This is a genomic window from Gemmatimonadota bacterium (genome assembly GCA_016719105.1).
Taxonomy (GTDB): Bacteria; Gemmatimonadota; Gemmatimonadetes; order Gemmatimonadales; family Gemmatimonadaceae; genus SCN-70-22.
Genome location: JADKAQ010000046.1, coordinates 572908 through 589934 on the forward strand (window position 1 = coordinate 572908; position 17027 = coordinate 589934).

The following is a 17027-nucleotide window of genomic DNA, read 5'->3' on the forward strand; positions in this document are numbered from 1 at the left end:
CCGCCGGCTCGGTGTGGGTCTGAGTATCGACCGAAGGCAGGCCGCGGATTAACCGCTGCAAATCATTCCTTGCAGCGGCGGTTGCGTGACCGCGATCACATTCCGGGAGCCAGCCGCCGGAAGAACGAGTCGGGATGCCAGCGCGGCCTGCGATCGCGATCGGCGACCCGCTTCACCACGTCCAGGTAGTAGCGCGTGAATCCCTCGGCGGTCGCCTGGTCGACATGCTGCGTGACGTCGTCCTGCGGGAAGTGATAGCGCGTGGCACGGAACGCCTTCACTGCCTCGTGCTCCGGGGTATCGAGGGCGAAGCCCACCTTGAACGAGAGCGACGGGATTCCGCGCAGGATGAACGAGTACTGGTCGCTGCGGATGAAGCGATTCTCCTCGGGCTCGGGGTCGCTCACCACCGCAAGGCCCAACGCCTCGCCAGCTGCACGGGCGTCGGCCGCCAGGTCCGACTCCTCCAGCCCGTTCACCATGATCCTGGTGAGCGGGACGATGGGCATGAACATGTCGGTGTTGAGGTTGGCGACGATGCGCTCCGCCTTCACCGTGGGGTGATTGGCCAGGTAGCGCGAGCCGAGCAGCCCCTTCTCCTCGGCGGTGACCGCCGCGAAGAGGACGGAGCGGCGGAGCTTGCTCCCGCCCTCTTTCAACCGACGGGCCATTTCCATGAGGAGGGCGGTGCCGGAGGCGTTGTCCATCGCCCCGTTGTAGATCGAATCGCCGTTGACGGCGCGCCCAATCCCGACGTGGTCGAGGTGGGCCGTCAGCACGACGACTTCGTCCTTGAGCTGCGGGTCGGAGCCGGGGAAGAGTCCGAGCACGTTGTCGGAGGTGACGCGCCCGGTGACGAGCGCCACGCGCGAGCGGATGCGCACCGGCAGGTTGAAGCGCGGGAGCTTCAGCCCGCTGTCGGCGCGCGCGGCGATGGCAGCGTACGGCTCGGCGGCGCCGTCGAAGAGCTTGGCGGCGCGGGCAGCGTTCCAGCCGAGGGCGAGGGAGTTGCCACGCTGAGCGTCGAGCGATGCGTCGTCGAGCGTCAGCTGCGGCGCAAGGCGATTGGCGCTCGCGCGCGTGAAGGCCGCGTCGTTGGTGCGCGACCCGCCGAAGGTGATGACGCCAACCGCGCCGAGCTTCCGGAACGTCTCCCACGACTGGGCGCGCGAGTGCGAGATGACCGGGCCGGGGACCCCCTTGGGCATCTGCGTCATGTACACCACGACCTTCCCTTTCACGTCGAGCCCCGTGAGGTCGTCGACACCGTACTCCGGGAGCTGCAACCCGTAGCCGGCAAAGACGAGCGGCGCCTCGACCGACGCGGCGAGCGGGGCGCGCAAGACGAAGGCAGCGTCCTGCCCCAGCGTGAGCGACTCTTCCTTCCCGTCGCGCAGCAGGGTGAGCGCGGAGCGCGACTCGTCGATCGTGCGCGAGAGGAATCGCACCGGCTGGAAGTAGCCGTTGGTTCCCGCCGGCCGGAGCCCCGCCCGGGCGAAGGCGTTGGCGACGTACTCGGCTGTCTGGCGATGCTCCTTCGACCCGGTCTGACGACCGGCCATGGAGTCGTGGCTCAGGCGCTCGACGTCGCGCCACCATCGTTCGCTGGTCTGGGCGCTGCCGGGCCGAGCGTTCGAGAGTCGGAGGACGGCGTCCCGGATGGCGGGCCAGGTGACCGATTGGGGCGACATGACCTCATGATGCCCGGCCTTGGGGACCACGATGATCTCCACGCTGTCGCCCTTGGCGCGCGCGGCGGCGCCCCAGAGGTCGAGGTTCTTGCGCGGCATGATCCGGTCGGCCTCGCCCGCGATCATGACCTGCGGGACGCCTAACGGGAGCCAGTTCGATGGGGAGGCGTCGCGCCAGCGGTCGGGCACCTCGGTAGGGGAGCCGCCGAGGAGCTTGGGGATGGTCCCCTCGCCGCACATGCCATCGCCATAGGTGTTGAAGTCGTACAGGTCACCAGGGCCGGCCAGGGCGACGACGCCAGCGATGGGGAGCGGGTTGGCAACGCGCAGCGGGGAGCCGGCGCCGAGCTTCGGACGGGCCGCCAGCCACAATGCCATCTGGCCGCCGGCAGAGTGGCCGATGGCGATCACGCGCGTGAGGTCGAGCGGGTAGCGCGCGGCAAGGCCGCGCAGCGCATCGGCGGCGCTGGCGACGTCGAGGAAGGTCCCGGGCCATCCGCCGCCGGGGTTGTCGCGGCGTCGGTACTCGACGTTCCATGTCGCGACGCCGGCATCGCGAAGCGCGTCGGCGATGGGGGCGGCGTTGTTGGCGGCGGCGTAGCCGTGCACCCAGCAGCCGCCATGGATGACGATGGCCACGGCGAAGGGACCCTTGCCGCTCGGCAGGCGCAGCTCGCCGAACTGCAGCGAGTCGGCGCCGTAGGCAACGCGGGCGTCAGCCGGCTTGCTGGGGAGGGCGTTGATGTCGCTCGGCCTCAGGTAGTTCTGTGCCCGCGCGGTAGCGGAAGGCACGATCGACAGGGCGATCGAGAGCGCCAGCAGACGGGACGACGCGAGGGCCGCGATCACCCCAGCGAAAGCCGGGGCCCGGTGGCTCTTGGTGAAGTCGGAAGGACGAGATGGCATCGGCGCCCAAGGGAGGGGTGGCGTGCGCGGGAAGCGTTCGTGCGTACAGGACGCTATCGCGATTCGCTCGGCGCAGGAAGCCAAGGCGATGGTGGAATGGGCGGCCCCGGCCCGGTCTCGCGTCGTGCCGCGGTCTTCTCCGCTCCGCCAGGGTACCCGGGGTGCACGCCGACCCACGACGTGCGAACGCCGCCGAAGTGCGCTATCGTCTGCGCAGCGTCCTTCATCCCACGCCCAGCCGCCAGCCCATGCACCCGATTGCCCGGACCACGATTGGCTCGCTCGCCGCCGCCGCGGCGCTCCTCTCCTCAACGGTTGCGGCGCAGCAGAAGGCGCCGATCTACACCCCGGGACAGCTCAATCCCAACCAGCAGCTCGCGCGCGAGATCTACAAGGAACTGGTGGAGATCAACACCGGAGTGGAGACGGGAGACATAACGGCGGCGGCGCAGGCGATGGCGAAGCGCTTCCGAGCGGCCGGGATCCCCGAGGGCGACATCTTCGTGGGGGGGCCGCAGCCCAAGAAGCACAACCTGGTCGTGCGACTGCGCGGCAAGGGGGGGCCGAATGCGGGGAAGCCGCTGCTCCTGCTGGCGCACATCGACGTGGTCGAGGCGCTCAAGGCCGACTGGTCGCCGGATCTCGATCCGTTCGTCTTCACCGAGCGCGACGGCTACTACTACGGACGCGGGACCGCCGACGACAAGGCGATGGCGTCGATCTTCGTGGCCAACGTCTTCCGGATGAAGCAGGAAGGCTACGTCCCGGACCGCGACATCATCATCGCCCTCACCGCCGATGAGGAGAGCGGGCCGTTCAACGGCGTGGATTGGCTGACGAAGAACCACCGCGAGCTGGTTGATGCCGCCGTGGTCATCAACGAAGGGGGAGGCGGGACGCTGCGCGAGGGCAAGCACCTCTTCAACACGGTGCAGGCGGCGGAGAAGATCACGACCAACTTCACGCTGCGGGCCACCAACCGCGGCGGGCATTCGTCGGTCCCGCGCGACGACAATGCCATCACGCAGCTCGCCGACGCCCTCGCCAAGGTGGGGCGCCATCGTTTTCCGGTGCAGCTGAGCGAGGTGACGCGCGCCTTCTTCTCGCAGACCGCCAACCTCGAGACGCCGGAGGTGGGGAAGGCGATGAAGGCGCTCGTGGCCAACCCGCAGGATGCCGCCGCCCTTGGCGTGCTGCAGAAGGACCCGCGCTACAACTCGATGCTGCGCACGAGCTGCGTGGCCACGCAGCTCAACGGCGGCCACGCGACCAATGCGCTCCCGCAGCTGGCGGAGGCCAACGTCAACTGCCGCATCTACCCCACCAGCAGCGCCGCCGAGGTGCGCGCGGAGCTGGAGCGCGTGATCGGCGACACCAACGTGAAGGTGATCATCAAGTCGCAGCGCCCCTCGACGCCGTCGACCGCGCTGGCGCGCGACGTGATGGGGCCCATCGAACGCATCACGAAGGAGATGTGGGGGAACATCCCCGTCATCCCGACCATGAGCACCGGGGCGACGGACTCGCGATTCTTCCGCGCGTTAGGCGTGCCGGCGTACGGCGTGTCGGGCTTGTTCAGCGACCCCACGGTCGACGCGCGGGCGCACGGGCGCGACGAGCGGATGGGGGTGCGGAGCTATTTCGAGGGACAGGAGTTCCTGTATCGGCTGACAAAGGCGCTGGCGTCGACGACATCGATTCAATAGCGCATCCTCGCTCGAAAAGCTCGACACAGAGGTTCACGGAGGTTACACGGAGGATCACAGAGGAGTTCATGGGCGCGTGCGACTCTCGTGCGACCAGCGTGCGTTTTCCTCTGTAAACCTCCGTGAATCCTCCGTGAACCTCTGTGTCATGCTCTCCACGACGAATACTCATCACTTCATCCGCCCAGCCTCGACCCAGGTCGTCGTTCCAACCCGGACCGTCGCATCGGTGAAGAAGTTCCACCGCACATACCCGCCGGTGACCTTGCCTCCAAGCTCGGAGTTGTCGCCTAACGACAATCGCACCACCCCGGCCCCGTAGCCGTAGTACGGGATCCACCGCTCGCCCGACGCCGGGATCGCGAGGAGCGGGTTGAACCCGAGGGCGAACTCGCGGAACGACCGCCCTGCCTCGCCCGCGGTGCGTAGTTCGCGCTCGACGCCCTCGCGCCCGCTGGTGGCCGTATACCCGGTCAGCTTGCCCCTGGCAAAGACCATCACCAGCCCCTTCACCGGCGTGTTGCCCCAGACGCCGTCGGGGAAGGCGATCTTCCCGTTCACGCTCTCTTCGATCGGGGCCACACGAATCGCGCCGGCCGGCAGCTCGACCTCGCGATCGATGAGCGTCTTCCCGCGCGTGGCGCGCGCCGCCGAGGCGTCGCCGTCCTGCCGGGTGACGACGCGGTCGCCGATCCGGAAGGTGATGTCGGTCCCGGCCGGGGTTGTCACGCGCACGGGCGACGCGCGCATCGCCGACTCGAAGTCGCGCTGCGCCTTGGCCAGGGCCGCGTAGTCGGTGCGCTCGAGGACGCGCTGGTAGAGCGCGGCGTGCGCGCTCGACGTCGTCATCAGGTCGCCCGCCAGCGAGTAGGCTCCGGCCCAGTGAAAGTGCACGGTCCGCACGCCACGCGTCGTCGGCGCGCGGAGGATGCGTTGCAGCGCGTCATACGGCGGGTCGGTGGGAGTGGCACCTGGGAGCATGATCCCCAGGTCGATGTCCCCGAGGTAGCGCACCAGCTGCTCGGCGCTCTTGCCCGCGGCCCCGCGCGTGAAGTCGGTGGCCCACGACGCCGGAGGGGTGCCACGCACGGCGATGACGCCGAGGTCGATCGCGCCGGCAGCCGCAATCGCGGCGCGCAGCGGGGCGACCACACCATCGGCCTGTCCGGCTTCGCCGACCAGCAGGACGCGCTCTCCCTTGGTGAGTTGCATCTGCTTCGCGACGGCGCGCGCGACGACGCCCCAGTCGGAGGGAGAGGCAGGCCTGGCCGGGGGAGTCACCGACTGGGCGAACGCCGCCACGGGGAGGACGAGCGCGAGGGCAAGCGGGAGGGTGCCGGCGATGGGCATTGAGCCTCGACAGGATGGGATGACGAGCGCGGGTTGAGGCGTCGGGGGCGATGGTCGGAGATGCCGCGCCGGCGTTGCGGGCTGAACATACGTCCCTGGGAAAGCGGTCGGCGATATCGCACCGGTGTGCCGTGCGCGCCCCTATCGCTTCGCGCGTTCGCCCCGAGATTGCGGGCGATTCCCACGGTGCGCTACCCTCTCGAGGTGCAAGCCGGGCCGCGCGTGGTCAGTCGTCGTTCCGCCGTTCCGTCGTTCCATCGCCGCAGCGTCGCTGCGTCCCGTCCCCTCCGCCAGGCCATGCGCGACTCCCTCGGGCTCGCCCACCTCATTCGCACCCGCCAGCTCTCGGTCGAGGAAGCGGTCGACGCGGCCATCGCTCGCATCGAGCAGCTGAACCCGCAGCTCAACGCGGTCATTCACCCGATGTTCGAGCAGGCGCGCCAGATGGCTCGCCGGCCGCTCGCCGATCCCGACGCGCCATTTGCCGGCGTCCCGTTCCTCATCAAGGACCTGCTCACCGCCTATGCCGACGAGCCGATGGCCAGCGGCTCGACGCTCTATGCGGGATGGCGCGCGGAGGCGGACTCGGAGCTGATGGCGCGCTACCGGAAGTCCGGAGTGATCGTGCTGGGCAAGACCAACACACCGGAGTTCGGGCTCACCCCCTTCACTGAGCCCAAGGCCAAGGGGATCAGCCGCAACCCGTGGAACGTCGAGCGCACGACCGGTGGCTCGAGCGGCGGGTCGGCCGCGGCGGTTGCCAGCGGGATGGTGACGATGGCCGGTGGTGGCGACGGGGGTGGGTCGATTCGCATTCCCGCGAGCTGCTGCGGAGTCTTCGGCTTCAAGGCCACGCGCGGGCGCGTCCCGACCGGCCCCGGCGATGGCGAGATCTGGGCGGGGGCCGTGACCGAAGGGGTGGTCACGCGCTCCGTCCGCGACTCGGCGGCGATGCTCGATGCCATCGACGGCGAGGACGTGGGAGCGCCGTACGCGGCTCCGCCCAAGGCGCGAGCGTTCCTGGACGAGGTGTCGACCGAGCCGGGTCGCCTGCGCATCGCCTTCACCGACGCCCCGATGCTCGGCCACGCCATCCACGCCGACTGCAAGGGGGCGGTGCGCGATGCGGCCGCGCTGCTCGAGTCGTTAGGCCATCACGTGGAGGAGGCCGCGCCGGTCATCGACCGCGAGCGGTTCAACGAGGCCTTCATCACCATCGTCTGTGGCGAGGTGGTCGCCGATCTCCGCGACGCCGCGGCCCGGCTCCGCCGCGAGGCGCGGCGCGACGACGTCGAGGTCGCGACGTGGGGGCTGGCCATGCTGGGAGGCTCGATCACCGCCGGCGACTACGCCAGCGCGCAGCGCTACCTGCAGCGCGTGGGGCGCACGATGGGGGCGTTCTTCCAGCGCCACGATCTCCTCCTCACGCCGACGCTGGGGATGCCACCGGTCCCGCACGGCACGTTGCAGCCCAAGCCGGGGGAGGAGATGATGCTCAAGGTGTTCGGCGCGCTGCACGCGGGGGGACTGATGAAGAAGCTGGGCGCGGTCACGCAGGTGGCGGCGACCGTCTTCGACTTCATCCCGTATCCGCCGCTGTTCAACGTCACCGGGCAGCCGGCGATGTCGGTGCCGCTCTGGTGGAACCGCGAGGGGCTCCCCATCGGGGTGCAGCTGGCGGGGCGCTTCGGCGACGACGCGACGCTCTTTCGCGTCGCGGGGCAGCTGGAGCGGGCGCGCCCCTGGCACGAGCGCTGGCCCGCCACGTCGGCGCGCCCCTGAGTTCCAGCCGGGAGCGATCGCCCCACGACACGGGCGATCCCCTGCCGCCTAACAGGTTCGGCAAGGGACCGTCCGTGGTCTCGCGATGCGTGTGGTGCGTGCGTGGTGCGTGCGTGGTGCGTCCCGTCGGCCTCGCCTCATCGTCGCACCGGTCACCGCGGCCCCCACGGCTGATGATGCCCGTGGCACGGTGGAAGGGTACGCCGTCGGCCCAGAAGCTGAGGTGCAACGGGGGGTGCAGCGTCAACATTGCAGCAGGCGAGTCGCACGCGTGGCGTGTCCTCACATCGAACGCGACCTGCCGCAACAGGCGCCCGGTCCCGCCCGGCACGCCACCTGGCCGTGCCCCTCGGTCGGCAGGGAGCTCAGCGCCACGAGGCTTGCCGCCGCGAGACACCCTCGCCGAAAACGTCGGTGGTTCATGGTCCCTCCCGCGGTGTATGGCCGGGGTCGCCTAACGCGGTCGACGCACGGCCGGGAACGGAGGGATGTTAGGGGCGCGGCGCGGCCGCGTCGGTGCAACGCCGCACGCAGAATGTGCGTGCTACGTCGACGCGCATCTGTGAGCTGCCGTGCATAACGCGCCGCACGTGCGTCGGTACGGCTGACGTCGCATCGAGATCGTGCGCGTCGTACTCCCCCTTGGGGGGCACGTCACCCCATGCCGTCAGCCGCCCACCGCCCGCCGCCCGCCGCCCGCCCGCCGCCCGCTACGGGTTCAGCCAATACGCCAGCTTCAGCAGCAAGGTGTTGTCGGGGTGCGCCCGGAAGAGGTCGCGATAGTCACGCGCGAATTCGAAGCCGGGGCGGTTCACCCGGTCGTTGACGCGCCCCTGCTGCCAGACGAGGAAGAGCGTCGACCCAGGGCGATACTCCCAGCGCACGACCGCATTCGAGTTGAACTGCTTGTAGCTGAAGCCGTCGGGCGAGCGACGCCCGCCGTACGGACGATAGCGGTCCACGTAGCGCGCGGCGCGCGGGTCGGCGAGCTCGCGCCAGTCGTCGAAGTCGCCGCTGCTCACGAACGGCTGGGCATACAGCTGCAACGACAGGGTCGGCGACGCGGTCCAGTTCACGCGTCCCGTCACGGAGAGCGTCGTCTGCTCGAGGTGCGCAAAGGTGAAGTGCGTCGTGTCGCTCACGCTCGAGCCGAAATTCCCGATCCACTGCTGGTCGTCGTTGCGGTGGATGTACTGCCCGTCGACCCCCATGGAAAAGCGCGAGGCGATGCGCAGGTCGGCGCCGCCAATGAGCGCGTACCCGTACGACCGCCGGTCGTCACCGAAGCCGGCGGCCAGCGTGACCCGTGGGACGAGCACGAGGCGCGGGTCGCCACTCACCACAAAGGCAAAGTCGTGCTTGGGACCCTGCCGTACCGCGGGCCCGCCACGTGCACAGGCCACGCAGTGCGTCTGGAACAGGTCATTGCCGGTGTAGCTGAACGTCGTGAGCCAGCTGTTCGGCAACTCCCACGTGGCCTGCCCCACGACGCGCCCCCCACTCGGCAAGCCACCCGTGGTCCAGTGGTTCTCGGCGCCGAAGTTGGCGAACATGCGGCGATAGAAGCGTCCCGGACGCAGCGCCTGCCACACGAGATCGTTGCGGATGGAGGCGTCGTTCACCGTGGGGACGAACCCCAGGTCGTTCAACTCCAGCCCCGCTGAGGCACGGCGCACGTAGGTGTTCCACCGCACGGCACCGCCGATCTTGCTCAGCGACACCGCGGCGACGTTGCCGCCTAACGTGGTCCGTGTGCTGTCGAACGATTCCTCATGGTCCGGGCGCTGGTAGAAGTGCACGCTGTTGAGCTGCGTGCGGGCGATGGCCTCGCGCGATCCCGACACCTGGTTGATCCCGGTGTAGGCCATGACCTCCCACCGGTCCCGGGCGAAGCGATGGAAGCCCTGCAGCACGCCGGTGTACGCCGCGCGCCGCAGGTAGGGCTCGGTGGCCGGGTCGAGGTTGCGGTTGACCGCGCCAACCATGGTGCCGATCTGCGAGCGCCCTTGCCGCATCTCCTTCACCAGGCGCCCGACGAAGTAGTTGGTCTGCGGCTCGATGGTCGCGCCGTTGACCCCTTCCTCGCGCCGGGTGATCGCCTCGACGAGGCCGAGTGCCATCCCGTTGCGCAGCCGCCCGGTGAGCTTGGCCGCGCCGAGGATCGAGGTCCCCGACGGGTCGAGCGACGACGCGCGGAGCTGCGGCGTGCGCCCGATGCGCCGGGTGTAGAAGATCCCCTCGCATGGTCCGCCGCACTTGAAGAGCCCGACCCCCTCCTGGAAGAAGGGGCGGCGTTCCTCGAAGCGGACCTCGAAGGCGGAGAGGTTGAGGAGCGCGGGGTCGACCTCGACCTGCCCGAAGTCGGGGTTCACCGTGGCGTCGAGCGTGGCGTTGGCCGTGATCCCGTACTTCACGTCGGCCCCGGCGGTGAGCTTCTGCGGATGGCGCCAGCCGTCGGGGCCGGCTTCGGTGACGTTCTTGGTCACCATATAGGGGAGCAGCTCGAGCCGGCTCCCGCGCTGGATCCCGGCGATCCCCTCCAGGGTCCCCAGTTGCGACGCGAGCGTGGCGCGTGAGGTCCGGTACGCGGGCCAGGCGACCCGCTCGTTGCGCCGCGCGATGTCGCGCCAGACGCCGAAGCCGAAGGCGCGCGCCCCGGGATTGAAGCGGAGCTGGCTGAACGGGACCTTGAACTCGGCGACCCACCCTAACGAATCGATGCTGGCGGCCCCGTCCCATACGCCATCCCACGTCATGTCCTCCACCACATCGCTGTAGATCGAGGCATCGCGCTTGACCCCGGCCGGGTTGAGCATGAGCTCGACCCCGCTGCGACGGTCGAGGTAGCCGTCGACGATGATCTTGAGCTGGTCGGAGTTGGTGCGCACGTCGCGCCGGCTCAGGAGCGAGACGATGCTGTCGGGGTGCGGGTCGAAGGCGCGCACCACCACGTAGAGGTTGCGGTCGTCGAAGACGGCGCGGACCTCGGTGCGGAACGACGCCTCGCCGTCCTCGACCGGGGCGAACTGCTTGAAGTCATCGATGGGAGGGGCGGCCTCCCAGGCGGCATCGTCATCGCGGCCGTCGATGATCGGCGCGGTTCGGGCCCGCACCGCCCGTGCGGTGGTGAGGGCGTTCCGGGGAGGGATTGCAGCTGGAGACGACGAGGAACCCTCGCGCGCGCCGGGAGCCCCGAACGTGGTCGCCCCTTCGCGCCCCTGCGCCGCCGCACCCGGGGGAGACGCGAGCGCGCCAAGGATCGCCAGCAGGGCGGCGGCCGCGACACGAGTGGCGCGAATGGCGGGGAGCAGGGGCATGACCCGAGGAGGGGAAATAGAAACGGCGCCACCGGTCAGGTGGCGCCATCCTACTACGTCCCGCTCCCCGGAAGTGTTACCGGCGGCGCAGGATCCCGTCGGCGCTCGCGACGACCGTCGGTGTAGACGACGTTTCGACGTTGGCGCGGGCGCTGGCCCGGACCTCCTCCAGCACGCGCAGCAGTTCATCCAGCCGCGCATCGTCGAGCAGGGCGAGCGTGTGCTCGTCGGCCGACGTCACCGCCGGGTCGAGTTCGGCGAGTACGGCGAGTCCCTTCTCGGTGATGCGGCAGAACACCTGCCGCCGATCGCTCGACGCGCCACGATCGCGACGCACCAGCGCCGCCGCCTCGAGCTTGTCGATGAGGCGCGTGATCCCGGCCGCCTCCTCGATCATGCGCTCGCGGATGGTGAGCGTCGGGAGCCCCTCGTCGCCAGCGCCTCGCAAGATGCGCAGCACGTTGTACTGCGCGAGCGAGAGGTCATGTTCCTCGACCACCTTGGCCACGGGGCGCTTGACCACCGCGGCCGTCCGGAGGAGGGCAAGGAAGACTTCCTCGCGCTTGGACTGGAAGGGGCGCCGCTGTTGCAGCTCTTCCTGGATGGAGAGTCGGCGCTCCGTCATCGTTGGATTGGATGAAATGACCATGGAACGACGGTAGCACTCCGCACGCGGTCGCGTGAGACAGGAGAACCCCGCACTTGCGTCGGGCGACTGCTGTAGCCGTTTAGCGTACAGGGACTACTCGCATGAGCGGCGCAGCTTTCCCCCCACGCGCCGAGTGTGCGCGCGCGCACATCGGAGCGTCCCCCCACGCGTTGCACCTGCGCCGCCCTCAGCTCCACGGCGCCGAGTCGAGTGCGAGGATGGTGGCCAGCAGCACGTTCGCGCCGTTGGTGATGTCCTTCGCGTGCGAGAATTCCCTGGGCGAGTGCGAGATTCCCCCGACACTGGGGATAAAGATCATCCCTGACGGACACAGCTTGGCCATGTGCTGCGCATCGTGCCCCGCCCCGCTCGGCAGGTACTTCGTGGTGAGCGACAGCCCGCGTGCCGCGCCCTCGACCGTCTGCTGCACGCGCGGATCGCACAGCGCAGGGGTGGAGTGGTGCAGGTCGGTGTAGGCAAAGGTGGTCCCCGTCGCCTCGCCGATCGCCGCCGCCTCGCGCTTGATGCGCTCGACCAGCATCGCCGCCTTCTTCGCATCGAGGTCGCGCACTTCCAGCGTACACACGACCTTGCCTGGGACGACGTTGGGGGCCCCGGGGAAGGCCTGGATACGCCCCACCGTCCCCACCTGTCGTCCGGGGACGCTCGTCACCACGCGGTTGACCATGTCGGTGAAGCGCGCCGCCGCGAGCATGGCATCCTTGCGATCGGCCATCGCCGTCGTCCCCGCATGGTTCTGGAAGCCGGTCATCGTCACCTCGTACTGTGCGATCCCGACGATCCCCTCCACGACGCCGATGTCGAGCTTCTCGCGGTCGAGGTTCCCCCCCTGCTCGATATGAAGCTCGACGTAGGCGGCGAAGTCGCCGGGAGAACGACGCGCACTCGCGAGGCGCGCGACGTCACCGCCCACGAAGGCGATCCCCTCGCGAATCGTCTTGCCACTCTGGGTCTTGAGCGCCAAGTCGCTGTCGTGGACCTCGCCGGTGAGCGCGCGGCTCCCCACCGTCCCCCCTTCCTCGTTCTGGAAGATGACGACGTCGAGCGGGTGCTTCGTGCTGACCCGTTGTTCGCCTAACGACTGCGCCACCTCGATGGCACCCAGCGATCCGACCGGGCCATCGAAGTTCCCCCCCTCGGGGACGGAGTCGATGTGCGAGCCGAAGACGATCGGCTTGCGCGCGGGGTCGGAGCCGGCGCGCCGCCCCCAGATGTTGCCGGCGACGTCGACCGTGACGGTGAGCCCCGCCTCGCGCATGAGGCGCATCGCGTACTCACGTCCCTGTCGGTCGAAATCGGAGTAGGCCACGCGCGAGACGCCCCCGAACGGGTTCTTCCCGAACTCGGAGAGCGCAGCCAGGTGGGCGTTGAGCCGCTCGCCGTTGACCCGCGGCGCCGCGCCCCCCGCCTCGCTCGTCGAGACGCGCGCGCGATCACCAAGGAAAGGAAGGCTCCCGGCGCGCCCAATCGAGAGCGCACCGAGAGCCGAGAGAGAGGTCTTCGTGAAGTCGCGACGCCGCATGCCGGTGGGACCCGTGGAGGAGGTCCCACAGTATGCCGCGGCGAACTCCGATCTACCACTCCACGTAGCCGATGATCTTGTCCTTGATCATGATGGCCCGGTCAGGGACGACCGTCCCGGCGGTCAGGTGGCACCCGTCCACGTAGGCGCGTACGCCGATGACGACCCCGTTGCCGACCTTGGAGCGAAAGACGACGGCCCAATCCTTCACCGTGACGTCGTCGCCAACCTTCGTAACCTCGTGCGGCTCGGCGCCGTCGTCGGGGCCCCCGTGCACCACCACGTGGAAGCCGAACTCGTCACGCGAGCCCACCTCCAGGTCGGTGTGCTCGAGGGCGTGGAAGGTGACGCGGTCCTGCATACGGGTGAGGACCCCGAAGTGGAAGTGCTCACCCTCGTCGGCGCGGATGGCGACGTTGCGCCCGATCTTCGAAAGGAGCGCGTCGTAGGAGTCGTCCAGCGTCACGGCGCCGATGATGCGGAAACGGTCGTTCTCGGGATGCGACTCGGACTTGCCGCCGAAGGTGGGGAGGTCGGCGTCGTGATTGAAATCCGAGTGCCCCGGATCGCGCCCCACCCCGCGCACCTGATTCGGCGAAGCATGGAAGAGGTCCGTGTAACCAGCCGCGAACGAGGTGTTCACGTGGAGCACGCCGGCCATGAATTCGCGATCGGCGTCGGTCACCTTGACCACCTTGCCGAGCTCCGGGCGGTCGGCTTCGTCCTGCGTCTTGATGAACTTGCCGGGGAGCACCTTGGTCCCGGCGTGAATCACGATCCCCGGGGCGATGCGGGCCAGATGGCCGATGAAGGCATCGGGCTCGATCATCGCGCCGTCGATGTAGGCGTTGAAGCCGATGAAGGCCGGCTTCCCCTTCGACGCGCCGACGGTCGCTGGCCCAACGATGGTCGCGCCGTGGGCGACGATGACGCGATCACCCAGCATCACGAGCTTGCCGGAGATGACGACGTTGTCCTGCAGGTCGGTCTCGTCCCCGATGGCGATGGGTCCCTGTGAACCGTCGAGCGAGACGAACGGCGCGATGTACGAGCGGCAACCGATCATGACCCGCTCGGGCGACTCGACGCGCGCCGTGGGATCGATGAACGAGGCGAAGCCGGGGCCGGCGGTCTCGGGAACGACGGGGACGCCCCGCGTCACCGCATGGAGCGAGTTGCAGGACGACGAGGCGGCCGCCGCGGCGTGTGCATCGCCATGTCCGTCGCCCTTTGCCGCGACGGGCGCCGCGTGGGCGGGCTTGGCCGGTTCGGCAGCCACGCTCCCATGCGACTCCTTCTGCTTGGGCGGAGCTTTCTCCTCGTGGTGCTGGGCCGCGAGGATCCGGGGAGCTACGGAGAGGAGAGCGAAAACAGCGGCGTGTCGCAGAAGTGGGCGCATGGTCGTTGCCGAGGGAGGACGGGCTGCGGCGTAGTCCTCCACGAGTCTCGGTCTCTTCGGTCCCGCTTCTTTAGCGTAGCACTGCTGAAATCCTGTCGGGAAAAGGGGTGTTCAGGCGCCGGACGCGTGCTCTTGGGGCGTTGGCCACCTGAACCCCGCGTGTCCCCGCCCTCAGGCCTGCCCCTGGATCGCGCTGCTGGCTCGCCCCTGACTCCGCCCCCTAGCCGGCCCCCCGGCGGGTCCTCCAGCAGGCCCCCCAGCTCGCCTTTGGCTCCCGGCTAGCTCGCCCGTCCTTTCGCCTCCCGTTCCGCCCACTCTCGCCGGATCACCGCGGAGGTGCGGCGAGATCCGTCGGCGCTCCACCCTGGGGGGCCGAAGACGTAGCCCAGCCGCTCGCGCCAGCTGCGGGCGCGGGTGACGTCGCGGGCGATCGCGACCCATTCGTGGAAGGCGATCCGGAGCGGGTTGAAGGTCGCGAGGTTGCTGGTGATGCCGTAGCGGCACGGCTCGGCGTCATCCTCGAGGACCAGCGTCCCGAACAGGCGATCCCAGATGATGAGAATCCCCGCGTAGTTGCGATCGAGGTAGCGGGCGTTGGAGGCGTGGTGCACGCGATGGTGCGACGGCGTGTTGAAGACGAACTCGAACCACGCCGGCAGGCGGCGCACCGCCTCGGTGTGGATCCAGAACTGGTAGACGAGGGAGACCCCTTTCTGGAAGGCGATGAGTCCCGGGGGGAAGCCGACGAGGGCGAGCGGGAGCCAGAGGACCCAGACAAAGGCCAGATTGCCGGTCCAGCTCTGGCGCAGCGCGGTGGAGAGGTTGAGGTGCTGCGAGGAGTGGTGGTTGACGTGGGCCGCCCACCAGATGCGGTGCTCGTGGGACCAGCGGTGGAACCAGTAGTAGCAGAAGTCTTCGGCCAGGAGCACGGCGACGAAGACCCACCAGGCCTTGGGGAGGTCGATGAGGCGGTACTGGTACGTCCAGGTGGTGGCGGCGTAGACGATGCCGCCGTAGGCGATGCCGATGCCGAAGTTGCCGAGCCCCATGAGGAGGGAGGCGGCGGTGTCCCGCAACTCGTAGTTGGTCGGGAGGGCGCGCCGGCTCCACCACAGCTCCACGAGGATGAGGAGCATGAAGCAGGGGATGGCGTACGGAACCGGGTCGGGGAGGGCGGCGGCGAGGGAGTCGAGCATACCGCGGGAAGGGGATGGTACGGAGCGGACGGGAATGATGACGCGCGTGCGGTGAGCGGGCGAGAGATTGGTTTTCGGGGGGGGCCCCCCGTCGTCAGACGGTCAACGCTCCGCCGGCGCCCCCGACGCCGCGGCAGCCCCCGTCGCCCGCAACAACGACGCGGGATCCACCGAGATGCGCCCGTAGCGCGCAATCCAGTGCAGGTGCGGCCCGGTCACCCGACCGGTCGCCCCCACCAGGCCGATCACCGCGCCCTGCGCCACCGTATCCCCCTCAGCCACGCGGTGCTGGCTCAGGTGCAGGTACGCGGTGACGAGCCCCTCGCCATGGTCGATGTACACGACGTTGCCGCCCAGATAGAAGCGGTCGACCAGGCGCACGACGCCACGATTGGCGGCGCGGATCGGGGCGCCGACGGCGCCCGCATAGTCGGTCCCCATGTGGCGCGAGGTGACCGTTCCGTTGAACTCGCGCCCACGCCCAAAGGTGCTGGTGACGCGGCTGTCGCGCGGCGCGCGAAAGGGGGTGCTCCACAGGCGCGGTGTATCGTGCGATGCGCGCGAGATGGCGGCGGCGCGCGCGGCCTCGCGCTCGAGTCGCGCGGCGAGGGCGGAGTCGGGCTTGGCCGAGAATTGCGGGGCGACACGCAGCTTCTCCAGCGGGTACGATGCGCTCGCCAGCGCGACGGTGAGGGTGGTCGAGTCGCCGGTGGCCGGGCACACGACGCGCAGGCCTAACGAGGCTCCGGCGTCGATGGGGACCGCCGCGAGGGCGCGCCAGCCACCGGCCGAATCGGCACGGAAGTGCAGCGGCTCTCCCGCCACGGTGGCCCGCGGCGAGGCGTCGGCGGTGTACCCCGCCAGCTGCACAAGCACGAGGGTGCCCGGGCGGGGACGCGCCGGCGTGAAGGTGGCGCGCATCGAGGCGTCGCAGGCGCTGGAGCCCTGGGCCCCCGCCGCTTCGATCAGGGCCGACAGGAGCAACACGCTGGCCGCCACCAGACGTTGCAGGCGCGGGCGCCAGGTCGCCCACTCGCTGGCCGGCAACCGAAGCTCGAGCTGCGGGCAGCCCAGGTCGTGCAGGTGCAAGCGCGCGCGGACGGAGGGCGCGTCCGGTGCCGTGCGATCGACCGACGTCCCGTGCGAGGCCTGGGCATCGAACATGTCACGCGTGACCCGGGTGGTCTGGTCGGACACCGACTCCTCGATGCGCGCGAGATCGCCGGCGTGCAGGAGTCGTGACGTGAGCGTGTCGCCATGGGCGAAGACGACGGCGACCGACTCGTCCGGGGGGGCGCAGGCGAGGGCGCCTCGGCCGTCGACCGAGGGGGTGATGAGCGACGGACGCCACTCGGGATGCTCGACCGCGAGGATCGCTCGCGCCTCGTCGGCGTCGCGCACCATGGCGTCGCGCACGCCGCCCCACGCCCACGCAGCGAGGAGGAGCACGACCACGGCAATGAGCGGAACGATGAAGATCATGCGCGC

At 69.6% G+C, this 17027-nt stretch carries 10 protein-coding genes; 2 read left to right on the forward strand and 8 right to left on the reverse strand.

Going from position 1 to position 17027, the window contains the following annotated elements; all coding sequences use genetic code 11:
- Nucleotides 1–95 precede the first annotated feature (95 nt).
- Nucleotides 96–2597: an alpha/beta fold hydrolase gene (locus IPN47_26510; GenBank protein ID MBK9411532.1), complete on the reverse strand. Its 2502-nt coding sequence runs from the start codon at nucleotides 2595–2597 to the stop codon at nucleotides 96–98.
- A gap of 248 nt (nucleotides 2598–2845) precedes the next feature.
- Between IPN47_26510 and IPN47_26515 the strand changes: the two genes are divergently transcribed.
- Entirely contained in the window at nucleotides 2846–4303 is a 1458-nt protein-coding gene (locus IPN47_26515) for a M20/M25/M40 family metallo-hydrolase (protein ID MBK9411533.1), read from the forward strand.
- A gap of 171 nt (nucleotides 4304–4474) precedes the next feature.
- Here the strand turns inward: IPN47_26515 and IPN47_26520 are convergent, their stop codons facing one another.
- Nucleotides 4475–5653, reverse strand: a complete 1179-nt coding sequence (locus IPN47_26520) for a hypothetical protein (protein ID MBK9411534.1) — start codon at nucleotides 5651–5653, stop codon at nucleotides 4475–4477.
- 297 nt (nucleotides 5654–5950) lie between these two features.
- Here IPN47_26520 and IPN47_26525 point away from each other — a divergent pair, with 297 nt between their 5' ends.
- Entirely contained in the window at nucleotides 5951–7435 is a 1485-nt protein-coding gene (locus IPN47_26525) for an amidase (protein MBK9411535.1), read from the forward strand.
- 710 nt (nucleotides 7436–8145) lie between these two features.
- Here IPN47_26525 and IPN47_26530 read toward each other — a convergent pair.
- The 6 genes from IPN47_26530 to IPN47_26555 form a co-directional block, all read right to left on the reverse strand.
- The gene (locus IPN47_26530; GenBank protein ID MBK9411536.1) at nucleotides 8146–10752 is read right to left on the reverse strand and encodes a carbohydrate binding family 9 domain-containing protein; all 2607 of its coding nucleotides are present in this window, start codon (nucleotides 10750–10752) and stop codon (nucleotides 8146–8148) included.
- Between the two features lie 76 nt (nucleotides 10753–10828).
- Nucleotides 10829–11401, reverse strand: a complete 573-nt coding sequence (locus tag IPN47_26535; protein MBK9411537.1) for a winged helix DNA-binding protein — start codon at nucleotides 11399–11401, stop codon at nucleotides 10829–10831.
- A 187-nt stretch (nucleotides 11402–11588) separates the two neighbouring features.
- Nucleotides 11589–12944: a Zn-dependent hydrolase gene (locus IPN47_26540; GenBank protein MBK9411538.1), complete on the reverse strand. Its 1356-nt coding sequence runs from the start codon at nucleotides 12942–12944 to the stop codon at nucleotides 11589–11591.
- A 52-nt stretch (nucleotides 12945–12996) separates the two neighbouring features.
- On the reverse strand, nucleotides 12997–14343 hold the full coding sequence (locus IPN47_26545) for a hypothetical protein (GenBank protein MBK9411539.1): 1347 nt from the start codon (nucleotides 14341–14343) through the stop codon (nucleotides 12997–12999).
- Between the two features lie 278 nt (nucleotides 14344–14621).
- Complete coding sequence (locus tag IPN47_26550) at nucleotides 14622–15539, reverse strand: sterol desaturase family protein (GenBank protein ID MBK9411540.1); 918 nt, start codon at nucleotides 15537–15539, stop codon at nucleotides 14622–14624.
- Between the two features lie 102 nt (nucleotides 15540–15641).
- Nucleotides 15642–17021 (reverse strand): M23 family metallopeptidase, encoded by a 1380-nt coding sequence (locus IPN47_26555; GenBank protein ID MBK9411541.1) that lies wholly within the window; start codon nucleotides 17019–17021, stop codon nucleotides 15642–15644.
- Between the last annotated feature and the right edge of the window lie 6 nt (nucleotides 17022–17027).